Raw genomic sequence first — 15,766 nt, 5'->3', positions numbered from 1 at the left:
GTGAGCCAGTGCAAGCTAGTGGTAAAGCCAATACAAACAGCGCTAGCAAACCTAAAGCAGCTAAAAAAACAAGCAAAGCCAAGTCAAAACTTGAAAAACCAGTTAATAAAAACGCTGACCTTTTTAAACCAACGATAATTGTTGACGCTAAGCCAGTTGATTTGGAGCTTGATACTGAAAATCAAAGCCCTACTTTGAATGAGGAACCATCCAAGATGGCACCAGTTTGAGTGCGCTACCTCGGAAGATATAAATGTGATCACTGAGGTACTTAAAAATGGAAATATTTTCTTTAACGACAATGAATATTTCATTCAAGTCAATGAGGTGTATGCAAAACTTGAGAACAACTTACTTGAAGAGAGATTATTTAGCAGTAAGCACCTAATAGCTAACCCCCCCTCATGCCTCAATCAAAGTACTTCTATGTGAAAGGTGTCCCCTTTATCAAAAGGGGTCAAGTACTTGCTGAATACCTAAGCAGCAAGGCTGCACACAAAAAATATCATATTAGCAGCGTGTGAAAACTCTTTAGCCAAGAATGATGGCGACGGTAAAAACAAACATTCTCCACAACCAGTAGAGCCACCAGCGCCAGCAGTAAAGACTCAGAACGAAGGTGATGCTAAAAACAAACTTAGCACTTTAGAAATGGCTCGCGTTGGCATTATTAATGAACTTAGAAAACTTGATGTATTGAACGATGAAATAAAAGCCGCTGCAAATACTCTGAATACTATTTTTACGATTGAATGTTACACGTTGAACGCCGAGAGCATTCTAATTATCGATACGAGCAAGGTTTGTGAACTACCCAGCGACATATCGCTTCGTTCTGATCACTAGGCTTCCACAGTCTAACTTTTGTGGCTAGGCTGCTTCTTTTTTCTCAGCTCTTTTAGCAAACTTCGATAGCTTGAATACTTTCGTTTTAATAGCTGATTTCTGCTGAGATATGGGGTTTACCCTTGCGACGATACCAGCCGCAATTAAATCTAATTCACCTATTCTAGCTATACTTTTTTCGCCGATAAGTCGCGGTTTTGCTGCTTTGCGCAAGCTATACAGATGAAGTTTCTATCACTCAATGTAAGCACATGATGCTGTTCGCATTTGTGACAAATTCCTATCGATTTTTCAAACCTGCCAATCTCGTGATAAAGCTTCCCTTCAAGCTCGCCTTCAACGATGGCGACCAGACCATCAATCGATTTTCGAAAATCCACAGCATCGCGGTGTAAATAAATACGCTCGGGTTCAACAAACATTTTCATCAGGCAAACTCGCGTAACAATTGGCTGAGGTAAGTTGCAGATGTTGTTGATGGCAAGCTGACTTTTACTTTGCCAACCGTGAGGGTTATCGGCTGTTGCGGCTTGATAACGTCAGGTTGTTTAGTGGTTTTGGCGCGAACAAAATTGCCAGATAATGCTTTTAGCTTGTTTTTTGCGGCATAAAATGTTGTTTTTGATAAAGCATTTTGCTGACAATACTCAGTGATAGTTAAATCACTCGATTGTTGCTCTTCTATAATATTACGCCACTGCTCAAGGCTACGTGTTTTTCTCATGGCTATCTCCTAATTGAAATTCGGAAATAGCTTAATCGTTTTGACGAATTATTAGCAGGTGCGCTTTACTAGACACTTACTTTCAAACCTCTGTAAGATAATTTCACACGTCCAGAAATAATATAAATGCTCTGTGATTTATTTTTAAAAGTACAAATATCTTTAGTTGAGCCCGCAAGTTAATTTACGGCAGCTATGAGCGATAACCCAACGATCAATGATTACGATACCAGTTAAAGTTTACCCCTTTGTTGCCTTATTATTCTTCAGAAAGAGCTTTATATAAAATGAGGAGATAGCGATAGATTAGTCAGTGAATCGATCACGAAAATTTTAATTAGCAAATATACACTTATTCAATTTTTACTGTTGACTATTTAAATACCCAAAGAGATGCTTGTCCCGAGTCCTAGGACTCGGGACAAGTTGCTGGAGGGTAGATGAAAAGTCAAGATGTTTTATTATTACTAAAATTGATCTCGCTGCATGTGGGGCTTGATGGGAAAGATGGTGATTCGGACATTATTCAAGTGGATGGTACTTGGGAGGATTGGGATGAAAAGGGGTTAAAGCCTACTTTTACCGAAATGGACCAAATTGAAAGCCGATTTTCCTTAAGAAACTTAGAAAGTTTAACTGGGATAAGTAAATCTCAGATTAGTCTTAGCCTTAATCGGATGTATTCCGTAGGGCTTGCAAAAGTAGACCGCAAACTTCAAGTACCTAAAACAAATACTAAGGCTTTATTGGAGTTTATTGCCTATGGTATTCGATACGTTTTTCCTGCAAAAGAGGGAGTGATTGGCAGAGGGATCGCTACGTCGATAGCTGCCCCTGTTCTCAGAGGTAAGTTAATGACGTCTGGAGAGCTTCAGCCTGTATGGTCAAATCCAAGGGGTAATACTAAAGGCATGTTAATTGAGCCATTACACCCTAAAGTATTTTTAGCAGTACAGCAAGATGCCCAGTTGTACGCGATGCTAGCGTTAGTTGATGCGATAAGAATAGGTCATCCACGAGAACGAAATTTAGCACTAGAAATGCTCAATAGCATATTTAAGGTAGCCAAATGAATACAATCAACCTTCAAAAAGAGATGTTAATAAAAGTTGCTACTGCACTTGGAGATGACTTAGTAAGATCAATGGTATTTGTTGGGGGTTGCACCACAGGGCTATTGGTCACGGATGAGTTTACTAAAGAGCACCGACGATGTTGATTTGATTGTTGATATCATGGGGTATGCAGCTTGGACTGATTTGCAGGAACAACTTAAAGTGAAAGGGTTTTCTATTGACATGGGCGAGGATGTTATGTGCCGCATGATACTTGATAACCTTAAAGTTGATTTTATGCCAGTTGATGAGAAAGCGCTTGGTTTTACTAACATATGGTATAAAGACGCAGTAGCAACCGCCGAAGACTACGTGCTGAATGATGCATTAACCATTAAATTAATAACGCCAGAATATTTTGTAGCCACAAAGCTCGAAGCCTATTTAGGAAGAGGGAAGGATGATGCTCTTTCAAGTCATGATATTGAAGATTTACTTAATATTTTCGATGGTAGAGCATCAATAGTTAATGATATTTTATCAGCCTCAGAAGACTTGAAAAATTATATTAGCAAACAGCTTAATAGTTTAATGGAAGATGGTAATTTTGAGTATGCAGTTCAGGGAACTGCTAGGAATAGTTTAGACAGAGAGCAGTTGATCTTTGAGCGTATCGAAGGCTGTATTGTGTATGGCTGACCCTTCTTCACTAAAACTGATACACCGGACTCAACAAGGATTCGAACGAGCAGAAAACAAAGATTATTTTTCGATAATAAATACTGACTTCGGTACTTGGGTATTCGTAATTGATATATCTACCTCATCAATCGCTACAACAAACCTAGCTAAAAGGTTTAGCGAACATTTCTATGCTTGCCTCCAAGGTTTACTTATAAACAGTGTTTAGTTTTTTTCAGAAAAAATAACACAAGATAAACCTCAATTAGAGGATTATTTTGAAGACGCAGAGAAGCGTAATCAAATTATCCAACAGGCTTTCAGCGCAACTAAAAAAGAATTGAAAATAGGTATTGCCAGCTTTTTATCACTGTACCGTAATGATAGCTCCAATAAAATTTATGGCTTCTGTGCAGGTGATTGTCGCTTAGGTTTATTCAACAATAAAAGTATTCAATGGTTATCACCTGTTCATACTGGGGCGAACCCATTGGGTAACGATTTTGAAAGTTCGATAAGCTCAGTTCCTGAACGCCATATATTAACTAAGAGTTTAAACTTAAGGCGTAAATTTGAACCTGAAACGTTTGAATTAGACTTTTTAATTGATAATATTTTTGCTTTAGCAACAGATGGCTTTTGGATGGAGTTAGATGAGGCGCAGCAGCAAAGCTTCATCAATGAACCTGATGTATGTTTGGCTGATAGAGACTTAGTTGACGATACTTCGGTATTACTTATTACCTGGTCAGCTCTAGAACAAGAGATAGAACTCACATTTGAATGTAGTTTAACGTTTGGATTAAAGTCATCACCAAAAAAATAGCAACACCGATAAATGAAAACCTACTGATTATTAACAGCAGAAGTCTTTAATTTATTAGGGATGTCTACAAAACAGAGAATAAGAATGAACATTAGCGATTAGCCAATTTAATAAGTGCTATTTACTAAAAAGTCATAGAAATCCACGAATGTAATTGATTCGCTAAAGTGAATACTCCGAGCTAGCTTTTACAACGATCAAATAAAAAGCAGATACCTAATTCGCATCTGCTTTTAAATTGTAAAACCACAGTGCTAAGCGCTGTGGTTTTTAATTTTTAACGAAGAATATTTAATTAAGCTTGAGGTTTAATTAAGTACTTCTCGCCTGTTGCTTGTTTAGAATAAGCCGCGATTGATTGTAAATGTAATACCTCAGCTAATGACACTTCGTGTGTGTAGTTGCTCGCAAATGTAGTTGTGATTTCATCAGCAACGCGTTTGCGCATTTTCATTACTGTATCTGTGCCTAATTTACCTAAAGCATTAAATAACAAGAACCCGTTTACAGCCCAAGCAAAGCCAAAGTTACGGTTTAATGTAATAGGGCCGCGGTCTAGTGCGCCATAAATATACACTTGTTTAAATGTATCAGAGCCATAAATTGTGTGCTCTTTCATATCACGCGCAGCTGCAACTTCCATACAGTTAAGAATGTCACTTGTTAGTTGGCCGCCACCAATAGGGTCAAACGCTATAGTTGCACCGGTTTCGATTATTGCAGCTGTTAGGTCAGCAAGAAAAGTGTCGCTGCTTGAGTTAACAATATATTTTGCACCCATATCGCGCAGTAACTTTTCTTGTTCTGGTTTGCGAACAATATTAATTAAATCAACGCCATCAGCAATACAAATACGGTTTAGCATTTGGCCAAGGTTAGAAGCTGCAGCAGCATGAATAATGGCTTTATGGCCTTCAGCGCGCATGGTTTCTACCATTGCAAGTGCGGTAAGTGGGTTAACAAAAGATGATGCACCTTCTTTAGCGGTAGTCCCTTCTTTTAGCTCTAGGCAACTTTGTACATTGGCACATATAAATTGACGATACGTACCGCCGCCAATTACTGCAACGGTTTTACCCATTAATGCTTGTGCGGCTGGTGATGAGCCTGCTGCCACTACGGTGCCTGCGCCTTCATTTCCTACGGGCGTTGCTTTTCCAACACGGGTTTTAAGTGATGGCATAAATTGAGCTGGAACATCGGCAGTAATTACCGGGTCTTCATCAGTACCCGATTGCTTTGCAGTAGACATATCAGCTGCGCTGAATAAAGCGCCTAAGTCTGATGGATTTAATGGTGCAGCTTCAATGCGAATAACCACTTCATCGGCATTCGGCTTTGGCATCTCGATGTTTTTTAAGGCAAGTGTTAGTTTATTGTCTTCGCTGATAGTTGAAGTAAGTTGGATATTTTTATCTGTCATAGGTGTCCCCTGCAAAGAATTAAATTTGTTAAGCCAATTACATTATGGTATTGGCGATACTGTGTTAGTAATTAAAATTTAGAATAGATTACTTTTATAGCTACGCGTTATTTAGCGTTTGCTGCTTGAATTTGCGCTTTTACTTTTTGCATAAATTCAGCCATATTTGATTGGCGATCGGCCTCTATGCTTTGGGCAATGGCTAATTGGCTCATTGATTCGTTCCACTCTTTCATACCGGGTACTTGTGCAAGTACATCCCAATCAAGCTGGCTTGAGCCAAAGGCGCTAACTATGGTGTTTACGTAATAAACATAAATGTCTGCCATTGTAAATTGCTCGCCTGCAATCCAAGGTGAAAACTTACACACGCTACTCAAAGCGGTTACGCCACGCGTTAATACTTGGCGTACTTCGGCTTTAGTTGTTTCAGGTACTTCAGCGCCTGAAAATACATAAGGGATGAACCGTCTGCTTGGCAGTTCAAAATAAAGCTCTGCCATTTTCATAATTTGACGTACAACTGCGCGCTCACCTGCATCTTCAGGGTATAGCGGGGTTTGTGGGTACGACTCTTCTATAAAGTCGCAAATAACACTCGACTCAGAAATATTAAGGCCATTAGCTGTTGTGATTGCAGGCACTTTGCCTGCAGGGCTGATTGCTAGTAACTCTTCACTACCGCCGTAAACAAGGTGTTCTTTAAATGGCAGTTGTTTGTGTAAAAGTACATGTTTAACTAGGTTGTAATAGTTGCTAGCAGCAAAACCGTGCAAAGTAATCATAAGTCAGCTTTCCATCATTAACGTGAAGATACTCATTGCCAAAAAATGCAATTTAAGTCCCTGTCTTTAGGTTGAGTACATTATTACTTGTTTTAATTTGCTTATATATAGGGGAAAATGCGAATCACTTTTGTCTTTAAGACAATAAAGCATTTTATGTAATGGAGAAGCGACTTGGATCAACTAAAAGCCATACGGTATTTTATTAAGGTGGTTGAAACGGGCAGTTTTACCAAAGCCGCCAAAGCATTTGATGTGCCGCCCTCGTCGTTGTCACGGCGAGTTGCTGATTTAGAAAAAAGCCTAGGGGCGACGCTTTTAAAGCGTTCTACCCGCATAGTTAAATTGACCGAAGTTGGGCAAATTTACTATAACGATGTTCAGCAAATATTAAATCAGCTAGAGCAAAGCCACGAAACTGTGCGCAGTTATCAAACAACACCAATGGGGCGATTATGTATAAGCTCAATGGTGAGTTTTGGTGACAAAATATTACTGCCACTGCTTGATGAATTTAGCGCGCTATACCCCGAAATTATATTAGATGTTAGCTTAAGTGATGAGCTGTCGACACTCGGGCGTGACGATGTTGATATTGCTATTCGCGGTGGCTATGCGCCAAATGAGCGCGTGTTGGCAATAAAACTGATGGATAACGGCTTTATTCCTGTTGCGTCACCGAGTTATTTACAAAAATATGGTGTACCTACTAATGTTATGGAATTAAAGGGCCACAGTGGCCTTTATTTTAAAACGCCAGCGGGGCCAACACCTTGGTTATGTAAAGTGGATGAGCAATGGCACGACGTTTCTGGGCCTGCGGTCGCTATTTCAAATAACGGATCGTGGCTGGCTAAAAAAGCGTGTAATGGCGAGGGCATTTTAATGTCAACTCGATGGGCGCTCGACTCATACCTTGAGTCTGGCCAGTTGCAAGAGCTTAAGTTTGAGCATGAATTAGCGATAAGCCAAAATGCGACTATGGCGGTTTATTTGTTGTATCAAAAGCAGCGTTATTTAGTACCAAAGGTAAAAGCGGCGGTCGACTTTTTAGTACAAAGAATAAAAGAAACAAATGAAGAGTAATGAGCGAGCAGAATAACGCTTAAGAGTCCGGTGGGTAGTAGATAAATAGAGTGGTGAATTGGTGAATTGTCGGATGGCGCTGCGCTTATCCGACCTACGCTTATTCGATTTAGATTTATGCTTATTTAATTTATTAATGGGTTGTTTGTATAAATAATAGGTAAAAAACGTCTCCTTAAGCTAAAGCTTTTAATGCTGCGACCGATAAATTACTTAATAGGGTTTAGCGATTAAGGATAATCATGGTTAATAATGCACTTGGCAGCCAGTCTAATTTAAGCACTTTACTTGCTCAATCAGTTAATAACGCTAACCAAACCTCTGTGAGTCCTTCGCTACTAACCGGTAGCGACCTTCAAGCTATTAATGATTTACAAACTAACGCCCCCAAAATATCCGATGAGTTATTAAGCCAGCTAAATAACGAAACTATTGACGAAGCACTAGTCAGTAATCAAAAAGTAGAGGACGTTTTACAGCAGCAACTTACCTCGTTATTTACAATTTCAAGCACGCCGAGCACGCTTAACTATAAACTCTCCGATGAAGAACTTGCCCTGCGCACCGTAATAAGCTCTCAGCATGAGGGGTTATTAAAAAACGAAAACAGCACCCAATTAATTGAGCGATTAAATACATCAGTTAAAAATATTCAGGGTGCTTATGCTAATACCAGCGATATTTTATCGAGTTTAGGTCAGCTTGGGCATGAGCAAAAAACGTTTTTAGCCTCAAGCCAGCAACGTGTTGAGCGCTCGCTTAATCCTTATATGGAAAGCCTTAATCGCGCAAAATACGAGGATGACGATAACTACCTGTTTGAGCTCTCGGTAAAAACTAAAGAAGGTGATGTTATAAACATTACCTTTAACTCATCGCAAGGGTACGATGAAAAAACAGGTGAAGCGATAGATGGCTTTAGCTTAAGTTACGAAGTAAATGGCGATCTATCTGAGGCTGAACATGCGGCTTTAACACAGGTTATGGCGGGTGTTGGTGAAATGGCCGATGAATTTTTTAAAGTGAGTGAAAATTCATTCAACCCTCTTATAGTCCCAAATCAAACAGACATGAGCTTAGATTTTTTAGCGGGCTTTAATAGTGAACAGTTAGCCGGTTTTAATGTGTCGTTTTCAACAACGCAAAATGATGCGCTTGATACTGCAGAGAATACTCTTGATTTAAGTTACTCCATTGATGAAGCACCAAACCAGCAAGCACTTGTGTTTAAAGCCGTAGGTGGGCAAAACGACATTGATTTTGCACTCGATATGTCAACCATTGGCGCTAAAGACACGCAGCAAATGCAGCAGTATTTAGCGTCGCTCGATCAAAGCCTGGAAGATAGCAGAGTAAACAGTACCCAGGACGATAAAGAGTCGGCATTTGGGCGCAAAGGCGACGAGGCAATGCAGCAAGGTTTTGCATTGTTTAAAGGCGCATTTACAAGTATGTCATCAGCGGCTGAGCGTTATAGCAATTTGGAGTCGCTTGCAGATCAGCACTTTAATGACGGGCGCGCCATGGTTGCCGATTTGGTTGATAACATGATTACAAACGATGTCCGTTACCAAGGGCTAGGTAATAAAGCGCCAAATACATTGGGTGCGGGGATTTCTAAGCTCGCTGATTTTGATGCTACATTTTCTTATGCGCTGGATAACGGCGATTATCAACCTAAAAGTACAATTGAGCTAAGCCAAGCGACTGAACAAGCCCAATTAGGGGAGCTTAGCGGTGTAACGCAAAGTAAAAATGTAAGCAGCCACTTTGATTATCAATACAGTCGCCCTGATTATTACGACAAAGAAGAGAGTTATAACGTAAACACCGCCGTTAAAAATAAAGAGCTTGTGGGGCTTGATCAGTCTCACGAGGTTGATGTAGATACAAAAATGTTTGAGTTTAATCCGCAAACTAATCAATACGAGCTGCAAATGGCGATGCAAGAGCAAACAGTTAGTAAAAGCGACATTCGCTTAATTGACGATATTTGGCTTGAAGAAAACGAAAACAGCTACAACATGAATAAAAAAGAGCGTGTTGAGAGCGACGAAAAGCAAGACGAGTTTAAAAAAACAAGCAGCCATTCCCATAATAAACTAGTTACCCTAATTGGTGACTTAGATAAGCTAGCTGAGAATAAAGACGTAAGGCGAGAATATTTAACTAACTTATCGCAAGTTAACTTTTTTATGGATAAAAAGTAACGGTTTTGAGTTGTTCACTCCACACTCAATATTGGGTATAGTCGTTTAATAGCTAAATTAATACCTAAATTAATACCTAAATTAAGAGCAACCTTATGTTTAAAAAATTAATTTTATTGTGTGCTTTAAGTATGCCGCTTTTAAGCTGCGCTGCTACAGCGCCATTTTCGGGCGAGATAAGTACGCAAGCACTGTTAAGCGACTACGATAAATTTAACGAACAATACAAAGCGTTCACGCCAACAGCACAAGACATTGCCCTAATGCAAAAGCTAGAAGGCAAAGAGCTAATTGTATTATTTGGAACGTGGTGCCACGACAGTGAGCGCGAAGTTCCAAAACTCATTAAGTTACTTTCTACGTCGAAAGTACAACTTGCAAGCATTGAATACGTGGCCGTAGGTTACAACAAGCAAGACGATGCAGGCATTGCAGAAGCTAACGATTTACAATACACACCTACGTTTATAGTAAAACAAAATGGTAAAGAGTTAGTACGCGTAATTGAAAAGCCAACGGGTACATTGGCGCAAGATTTAACGCAGGGTTTGTAAATAGAGCTTGTTCGTATTTGGGGTTAACGATTTAGCAAATAGGTTTATAAGTTAGCTGTTGGGCCGCTATGAATAGTTTCCTGATACTTTAATGTTTAAGGCCAAAATTTACCCCCCTTTGGCTGAGCCAAAATAGGAGTTCAGCTATGGTTTGTATATCAATTAAAACAAATAAAAAACTAATTAATCTACAAACTCGTTATGGTGTTTCTTAATATGCCTAAGGATCTACGTAAAAATTTGATTGCTGCGATTCTTAGTCCTTTAATTGCGTTACCAATCCTTGGTTTTTGTTATTTTTATGCGGGCATAGAAAACTATACTTCTGTGAGTTCGTTAATTTCAGATGTTGGTTTTGGTGTATCAATAGGGATGGGAAGTTTATTTTATTTCTATCCTTTAATGTTCATTTACGGATTACCTATTAGCTTATTACTCCAAAAGTTAAATTTATTTAAATTACCTGTAGTTTTAATCTTAAGTATACTTCCAGTTTTTTTACTTAGTCTTTTTAGTGAATTTAATCGTGCAACATTGGTTCTTCATTTATTAGTACTTTCAATGGGTTTAACTAGTTGGCTTATATATAATAAATTAAGGTAACACCACAACAAGCGATTAATGTTACACAACCATTTTCTTACTCGACTTACAGCTCAGATCAAACATTATTCACTAAATAGGCTTTTTTCGAATGCTTGTGCGGCATGTGAAGAGGGTCTGTCTTTATAGTGTAATTGGTATAATGGTCTTGATAACTCGACGTTATTTGGCTGTTTTAGCCGTGTTAATTTACCTAACTGTACTAAATCCTCAGTGACTACATTAGGCAATAAAGCAACGCCCATTCCTTGTGCTACTGCCCTTGCTATTGCTTCATTACTTCCGAGCTGCATACTATTTTTTGCTGTAATGCCATGTTGCTGTAGTAATTTAACCGAGACCTCTAAAGTGCCCGAGCCTGGTTCGCGCAGTAGCCAAAACTGTTTGTTTAACCATGCTTTTAAGTCTTTCGTGGGCTTAAAGTTACTGGGTATAACGACACTCATTAAATCGTTTTGCCAGTGCTTACTTATAATATGCGGCTGGGTTGGTGTGCCTTCAACCAGTGCTAAATCTATAGTGCATTCAAGTAGGGCGTGCTCAATTTGCGCGGTATTGGCAACTTGTACTTCTACTTTTATATGGGGGTATTGTGCGCAAAAATTGGCTAAATAGGGCGGTAGCCAATAGCTGGCAATGGTTGTACTAGTGCCTATAACGAGCGTGCCACGCTTAAGCCCTGTGCGTGATTTAATATCTTCAATGGCGGCTTTTTCAATGGCAAAAATGCTACGTGCATGATCATACAAGGCTTGGCCGCCCTCGCTTAAGGTAAGCTTTTTGCCTTTAGATGCACGCTCTATAAGTTGAATATTTAGCTGATACTCAAGCTCTTTTAAAGCTTTAGATACAGCAGGTTGGCTTATAAAAAGCGCCTCAGCTGCGCCTGAAAAACTACCAAGCTTTGCTACCGTATGAAACACCCGTAGTGCATGCAAGTTCATTGTGCCTCTCAAATTACATAATCTTAAGTTATCGAATCATGATTTTAATGTATTGGAGTTATATCTTGCGCTTTCTTAAAATGAAGTCAATTAATTACGATAACTTTATTAAGGGATGATTATGCTTAGTGCAATTAAAGATATATCACTGCACTTTAGTATTAATACTAAACAGTATACCAACTCGCGTTGGTGGCTAGGAATGCTATTGGTTATTGTTTTAGCGGGTGTTGCTGTTGCGCTGAGTAAGATGCCGGTAATACAAAGTGCCCAGTTTAGCTCCTTAACTATTGGTATTGTGCTAGGCATTATTGTAGGTAACAGTGTGTTTTCGCGCATTGCGACTCATACCGATGTGGGTGTTGATTACGCTAAAAGTATTTTACTCAAAGCGGGTATTATTTTATTTGGTTTTAGAATTACCTTTGCACAGGTAGCAGGCGTTGGCTGGAGTGGATTGCTAACCGACATTGTTATGCTCAGCGGTACGTTTATATTAGCAATGCAGCTTGGTAAACGTGTATTCAAGTTAGATGAGCAAACGGTAATATTAATTGGTGCAGGTAGCTCTATTTGTGGCGCAGCAGCTGTAATGGCAACCGAGCCTGTAATAAAAGCGCAGGCGCATAAAGTATCGGTAGCTGTAGCAACGGTGGTGGTATTTGGTACGTTGAGTATGTTTGCCTACCCAATCATGTTTGAGTATATGGGGCTGAGTGAGCACGCATATGGTATTTTTGTAGGCTCAACCATTCATGAAGTAGCGCAAGTAGTTGCAGCGGGCACAGCTGTAAGCGCCAATGCAGCAGATACCGCCGTTATAGAAAAAATGCTACGCGTGATGATGCTTGCGCCATTTTTAGTCGCTTTATCGTTTTGGCAAAGTAAAAAAAGAGCAAAGGCAGGTAATACTATAAGTAATGAGGATAATAAATCAGGTATTAGTATTCCTTGGTTTGCGGTGTTATTTATTGTGGCAAGTGGTATGCATTCACTCTCTATTATTCCTCAAGTGGCTACAAGCGCAGTTGTTTGGCTTGATAATATATTACTCACTATTGCGATGGTAGCTTTGGGTTTACGCACACATGTTGGGGCAATTCGCCAAGCGGGTATTAAACCGCTGTTACTGGCGCTGTGTTTATTTTTGTTTTTAACGTTAGGCGGTTACGTTATTAATATAGGCATTGCTGAGCTGTTTTAAATTGTGGATGAATAACCTGAATTCTGGTTAAGAGATTTAAAAACGCTATAAATATAACGATATTTAAGGCTATTTCTCTAGCTAAAAATAGCTGCTTGAGATAGATTTATTATCCAGAACTCAGGTTAACTAGATTGGCGACTTAAATTGGCCAATCAACTTCGTTTATGTTATCGAGTTGCGTGCTGGTATTTTTATTGCCTTGCCATTTATTAGTGTAAACAGCGTGTGGGTCAGACTGTAACGTTTGTTTTTCAATATTAAAGTGCCTACCACCACGCGGATCTACGCCTACACCTGCTATGTATTGCCAGTTCCCCCAGTTTGCTGCTACATCGTAATCAATCAATTGCTGTTCAAAATAAGCCGCGCCGTAGCGCCAATCAAGACCAAGTTCGTTAACTAAGCAGCTTGCGGCAATTTGCCTTGATCTATTTGATATATAACCGGTCTCATTAAGCTCGTTCATAATGGCATTGACTAATGGGTAGGGTGTTGAGCCATTACACCAGGCAGCAAATCGGTTTGGCATAAACGTAGTAAGGGGTTTTGTTTGCTTTTGGCCTTTAAAGCTAAACAAGCTTTTACCTGCCTTAAGTGCATGCCATTTAAAATACTCCCGCCATAGCAATTCAAATTTAATCCAGTAGGTAGACTCGTTTGTTATTTGGTTATGTTCGTACGCCTCAATGGCTTTATAAACTTGCCGCGCACTTACACAGCCAAAAGCAAGCCAGCTACTAAATTTTGTGGTGTTACTAAAGCCATCAAGCTCGTTTCGAGTTATTTTATAAGTACTTGGTAGCAAGCCTGAAAAGTATTGATTTAAATGTGTTTGCGCACTTTTAAGCCCGCCATGCATTACTGCGTTGTTATAATTAGTATGCTCATTAAGCTCAATTGGGTTTGCAGCACATAATGTTATAGGCTGAGGGAGTAAACCTGTAGGCAGAGCTGAGATTGTTATAGGTATGTTTATCGCCTCTACCATTTTTCTAAATGGGGTAAAGCTTTTAGGCAGCTCGTCTAAATCAAAAGGGAGGTCGCTTTGTTGAAATAAGGTGTCTTGTTGAGTTGTTTTAAATATGACATGTGGGCAATGTGCTTTTAGTCGCGCGAGTTGGCGCTGCTCATAGGTTCCAACGAATTCACTGCACACTACTTCATCAATGTGTTGCTCAGCTATGCGCTGCTTTAAAACACTAACAGGTTCGCCCTCAAGTACGTGCAGTGTTTGCCCGCGCTCAATAAGCTCTTGTTGCAGCTCATACAAGCTTTGCATTAAAAACTGTTGTTTATGCACACCATATGGCTTGTGTTGGTAGTTATTATTTTTAAACCAGTGTGGGTTTATTACAAATACAATATCGAGAGCACATTGCTCAGTAGCAAGTCCGCTTAAAATAGGATTGTCGTCTATTCGTAAATCGTTTTGTAGCCAATATAAAATGCGTTTGCTCATAGGTTTGCTCTGGTTTTTAAACTCTAAAGCTTTACGAAGCAAAAGCGGGTGAGGATTAATGGTTAGGTATTTTAATTAAGAAAGGATGAGCAAGTGTGACTTGCTCATATAGGTTTACTTAGAAGATTGAGTTGCTTGGCGTATGTTTTCAGATATATAGGCAATTAAATAAACGAAAACAGTTAGTGGTGAACCAAGTATAAATAAGGCAATTTTGTACTTATTAGCAATAGTTGATTTAGGTAATGTGATTGCAAAGCAAACGCTAATGGCTAACCAAAAGAAAGCTAAAAGTGGTGATATGTTTGATTGAGAGTTAGATAAATCACAAGTGCCAAATGAAATACTGGCAATAGATGCGTTACCTATTTCTATACACTCGTTGCTGTTGATAAGGTTTAGTGTAATTACTGTTATGATTAATACTAGTAATAGAGGTAATAAGTGTTTCATATTTTCTTCCTTAATTGTTTAATTTTATGGGTCGCTCTACAGCGCCTAAATAAATTAAACCGTTAGGTAAGAAATAACGATAACAGAGCCGTTAACTAGTTATTATAAAGTTATAAACATGGTATTACCTTGGTTATAACTTTTATAAGTCATTACTATTCAATAGGTTGTGTTTTTACTTCAGCTATAAGCTGATAACCTCGCTTCATTACAGACTTTATATATTTGGGGGTTTTTGTGTCGTTATCGTTAAGGGCCACACGTAGTTTGCTAATAACTCGCCTAATTGCGGTGTCGGTCACTATTTGATTCTCCCATACATTATTGTGTAACTCTTCAAGGCTAACTATTCTTGGTTGTTGCTCTATTAAATAGCTAAGTACCTGCATGCATTTGGGCTCTAATGTGTAGAGGTTATCTTCTTTAATTAAAGACTGCTGCAGACTGTCAAAAGTGTACTCGCCAATTGTTAGTTGACTCACCCTAGTTTTATCAATGACGGATTTTGCATAATCAGGGTTAGGTTGGGTTTTATTTTCTGTCGTATTTAAGTGTTTTTTATAAAGCCGAGATACCATTATTCCGGCTAAATTCATTAAAAGCACTAGCGGGCTGAGTGGGAATGCACAGAGAAAAAGTAAATATTTAAAACCTACGTGTAAATTTGGTTTATTAAGAGTCTGTCCGAATAACACGTTTAAAAGCATCCATATAATAAAATAAGGCGTAAGGGAAATTGAATCTGTTTGCTCCCCACAAACACCATATTTTACGCCCTCTATGTAGTTTGATACGTCTAAACAAAAAGCATTAGCTTGGCTGCTAAATAAAATGAGTGATATAAAAATAAGTAGGTGTTTCATTAAAAAGTCCATTTAGAAAGAGGCGGCAAATAATACCGCCTCCTTGA

At 39.0% G+C, this 15,766-nt stretch carries 17 protein-coding genes; 9 read left to right on the top strand and 8 right to left on the bottom strand.

Annotated elements, in window-relative coordinates; all coding sequences use genetic code 11:
• Nucleotides 1–8: 8 nt before the first annotated feature.
• Nucleotides 9–230 (top strand): hypothetical protein, encoded by a 222-nt coding sequence (locus GQR45_RS18715; RefSeq protein ID WP_165726722.1) that lies wholly within the window; start codon nucleotides 9–11, stop codon nucleotides 228–230.
• A 783-nt stretch (nucleotides 231–1,013) separates the two neighbouring features.
• Here GQR45_RS18715 and GQR45_RS21445 read toward each other — a convergent pair.
• Nucleotides 1,014–1,226 (bottom strand): hypothetical protein, encoded by a 213-nt coding sequence (locus GQR45_RS21445; protein ID WP_240920284.1) that lies wholly within the window; start codon nucleotides 1,224–1,226, stop codon nucleotides 1,014–1,016.
• 47 nt (nucleotides 1,227–1,273) lie between these two features.
• On the bottom strand, nucleotides 1,274–1,570 hold the full coding sequence (locus GQR45_RS18705; RefSeq protein WP_165726721.1) for an IS66 family insertion sequence element accessory protein TnpB: 297 nt from the start codon (nucleotides 1,568–1,570) through the stop codon (nucleotides 1,274–1,276).
• Nucleotides 1,571–2,010: 440 nt separating this feature from the next.
• Here GQR45_RS18705 and GQR45_RS18700 point away from each other — a divergent pair, with 440 nt between their 5' ends.
• From GQR45_RS18700 to GQR45_RS18690, 3 genes are all read left to right on the top strand, one after another.
• Nucleotides 2,011–2,643: a hypothetical protein gene (locus GQR45_RS18700; protein ID WP_165726720.1), complete on the top strand. Its 633-nt coding sequence runs from the start codon at nucleotides 2,011–2,013 to the stop codon at nucleotides 2,641–2,643.
• 114 nt (nucleotides 2,644–2,757) lie between these two features.
• Nucleotides 2,758–3,324: a hypothetical protein gene (locus tag GQR45_RS18695; RefSeq protein ID WP_240920282.1), complete on the top strand. Its 567-nt coding sequence runs from the start codon at nucleotides 2,758–2,760 to the stop codon at nucleotides 3,322–3,324.
• Between the two features lie 472 nt (nucleotides 3,325–3,796).
• Entirely contained in the window at nucleotides 3,797–4,132 is a 336-nt protein-coding gene (locus GQR45_RS18690; protein ID WP_165726719.1) for a hypothetical protein, read from the top strand.
• 295 nt (nucleotides 4,133–4,427) lie between these two features.
• Here the strand turns inward: GQR45_RS18690 and GQR45_RS18685 are convergent, their stop codons facing one another.
• Both GQR45_RS18685 and GQR45_RS18680 read right to left on the bottom strand, forming a co-directional pair.
• Nucleotides 4,428–5,555 (bottom strand): zinc-binding dehydrogenase, encoded by a 1,128-nt coding sequence (locus GQR45_RS18685; protein ID WP_165726718.1) that lies wholly within the window; start codon nucleotides 5,553–5,555, stop codon nucleotides 4,428–4,430.
• Nucleotides 5,556–5,662: 107 nt separating this feature from the next.
• Nucleotides 5,663–6,340 carry a glutathione S-transferase family protein gene (locus GQR45_RS18680; protein WP_101216273.1) on the bottom strand — a complete coding sequence of 226 codons (678 nt, stop codon included), beginning with the start codon at nucleotides 6,338–6,340 and terminating at the stop codon, nucleotides 5,663–5,665.
• Nucleotides 6,341–6,514: 174 nt separating this feature from the next.
• Here GQR45_RS18680 and GQR45_RS18675 point away from each other — a divergent pair, with 174 nt between their 5' ends.
• From GQR45_RS18675 to GQR45_RS18660, 4 genes are all read left to right on the top strand, one after another.
• Nucleotides 6,515–7,426: a LysR family transcriptional regulator gene (locus GQR45_RS18675; RefSeq protein ID WP_165726717.1), complete on the top strand. Its 912-nt coding sequence runs from the start codon at nucleotides 6,515–6,517 to the stop codon at nucleotides 7,424–7,426.
• A gap of 242 nt (nucleotides 7,427–7,668) precedes the next feature.
• Complete coding sequence (locus GQR45_RS18670; protein ID WP_165726716.1) at nucleotides 7,669–9,636, top strand: hypothetical protein; 1,968 nt, start codon at nucleotides 7,669–7,671, stop codon at nucleotides 9,634–9,636.
• Between the two features lie 95 nt (nucleotides 9,637–9,731).
• Nucleotides 9,732–10,190: a thioredoxin family protein gene (locus GQR45_RS18665; RefSeq protein WP_165726715.1), complete on the top strand. Its 459-nt coding sequence runs from the start codon at nucleotides 9,732–9,734 to the stop codon at nucleotides 10,188–10,190.
• A gap of 216 nt (nucleotides 10,191–10,406) precedes the next feature.
• Complete coding sequence (locus tag GQR45_RS18660; protein WP_010554981.1) at nucleotides 10,407–10,793, top strand: hypothetical protein; 387 nt, start codon at nucleotides 10,407–10,409, stop codon at nucleotides 10,791–10,793.
• Nucleotides 10,794–10,858: 65 nt separating this feature from the next.
• Here GQR45_RS18660 and GQR45_RS18655 read toward each other — a convergent pair whose 3' ends face one another.
• On the bottom strand, nucleotides 10,859–11,737 hold the full coding sequence (locus tag GQR45_RS18655; RefSeq protein WP_165726714.1) for a LysR substrate-binding domain-containing protein: 879 nt from the start codon (nucleotides 11,735–11,737) through the stop codon (nucleotides 10,859–10,861).
• A 121-nt stretch (nucleotides 11,738–11,858) separates the two neighbouring features.
• On the opposite strand from GQR45_RS18655, the gene GQR45_RS18650 reads away from it, so the two are divergent.
• The gene (locus GQR45_RS18650) at nucleotides 11,859–12,941 is read left to right on the top strand and encodes a YeiH family protein (RefSeq protein ID WP_165726713.1); all 1,083 of its coding nucleotides are present in this window, start codon (nucleotides 11,859–11,861) and stop codon (nucleotides 12,939–12,941) included.
• Nucleotides 12,942–13,083: 142 nt separating this feature from the next.
• On the opposite strand, the gene GQR45_RS18645 is transcribed toward GQR45_RS18650, so the two are convergent.
• The 3 genes from GQR45_RS18645 to GQR45_RS18635 form a co-directional block, all read right to left on the bottom strand.
• A complete protein-coding gene (locus GQR45_RS18645) occupies nucleotides 13,084–14,403 on the bottom strand; it encodes a DASH family cryptochrome (RefSeq protein WP_165726712.1) in 1,320 nt (439 codons plus the stop codon).
• A gap of 114 nt (nucleotides 14,404–14,517) precedes the next feature.
• Nucleotides 14,518–14,856: a transcriptional regulator gene (locus GQR45_RS18640; RefSeq protein WP_165726711.1), complete on the bottom strand. Its 339-nt coding sequence runs from the start codon at nucleotides 14,854–14,856 to the stop codon at nucleotides 14,518–14,520.
• Between the two features lie 155 nt (nucleotides 14,857–15,011).
• Complete coding sequence (locus GQR45_RS18635; protein ID WP_165726710.1) at nucleotides 15,012–15,719, bottom strand: winged helix-turn-helix domain-containing protein; 708 nt, start codon at nucleotides 15,717–15,719, stop codon at nucleotides 15,012–15,014.
• Nucleotides 15,720–15,766: the final 47 nt, after the last annotated feature.

This window comes from Pseudoalteromonas sp. SA25, assembly GCF_011378705.1.
In the GTDB taxonomy this organism is placed as follows: Bacteria; Pseudomonadota; Gammaproteobacteria; order Enterobacterales; family Alteromonadaceae; genus Pseudoalteromonas; species Pseudoalteromonas arctica.
Note: the sequence above shows the minus strand (reverse complement) of the source record. Positions and strands in the feature narration are given on the sequence as shown.

What these genes read in the sequence shown, in the direction of transcription:
- GQR45_RS18705 (WP_165726721.1), bottom strand. Translation starts at nt 1,570, where the DNA reads ATGAGAAAAACACGTAGCCTTGAGCAGTGGCGTAATATTATAGAAGAG.
- GQR45_RS18700 (WP_165726720.1), top strand. Translation starts at nt 2,011, where the DNA reads ATGAAAAGTCAAGATGTTTTATTATTACTAAAATTGATCTCGCTGCAT.
- GQR45_RS18695 (WP_240920282.1), top strand. Translation starts at nt 2,758, where the DNA reads ATGAGTTTACTAAAGAGCACCGACGATGTTGATTTGATTGTTGATATC.
- GQR45_RS18685 (WP_165726718.1), bottom strand. Translation starts at nt 5,555, where the DNA reads ATGACAGATAAAAATATCCAACTTACTTCAACTATCAGCGAAGACAAT.
- GQR45_RS18680 (WP_101216273.1), bottom strand. Translation starts at nt 6,340, where the DNA reads ATGATTACTTTGCACGGTTTTGCTGCTAGCAACTATTACAACCTAGTT.
- GQR45_RS18670 (WP_165726716.1), top strand. Translation starts at nt 7,669, where the DNA reads ATGGTTAATAATGCACTTGGCAGCCAGTCTAATTTAAGCACTTTACTT.
- GQR45_RS18665 (WP_165726715.1), top strand. Translation starts at nt 9,732, where the DNA reads ATGTTTAAAAAATTAATTTTATTGTGTGCTTTAAGTATGCCGCTTTTA.
- GQR45_RS18660 (WP_010554981.1), top strand. Translation starts at nt 10,407, where the DNA reads ATGCCTAAGGATCTACGTAAAAATTTGATTGCTGCGATTCTTAGTCCT.
- GQR45_RS18655 (WP_165726714.1), bottom strand. Translation starts at nt 11,737, where the DNA reads ATGAACTTGCATGCACTACGGGTGTTTCATACGGTAGCAAAGCTTGGT.
- GQR45_RS18650 (WP_165726713.1), top strand. Translation starts at nt 11,859, where the DNA reads ATGCTTAGTGCAATTAAAGATATATCACTGCACTTTAGTATTAATACT.
- GQR45_RS18645 (WP_165726712.1), bottom strand. Translation starts at nt 14,403, where the DNA reads ATGAGCAAACGCATTTTATATTGGCTACAAAACGATTTACGAATAGAC.
- GQR45_RS18640 (WP_165726711.1), bottom strand. Translation starts at nt 14,856, where the DNA reads ATGAAACACTTATTACCTCTATTACTAGTATTAATCATAACAGTAATT.
- GQR45_RS18635 (WP_165726710.1), bottom strand. Translation starts at nt 15,719, where the DNA reads ATGAAACACCTACTTATTTTTATATCACTCATTTTATTTAGCAGCCAA.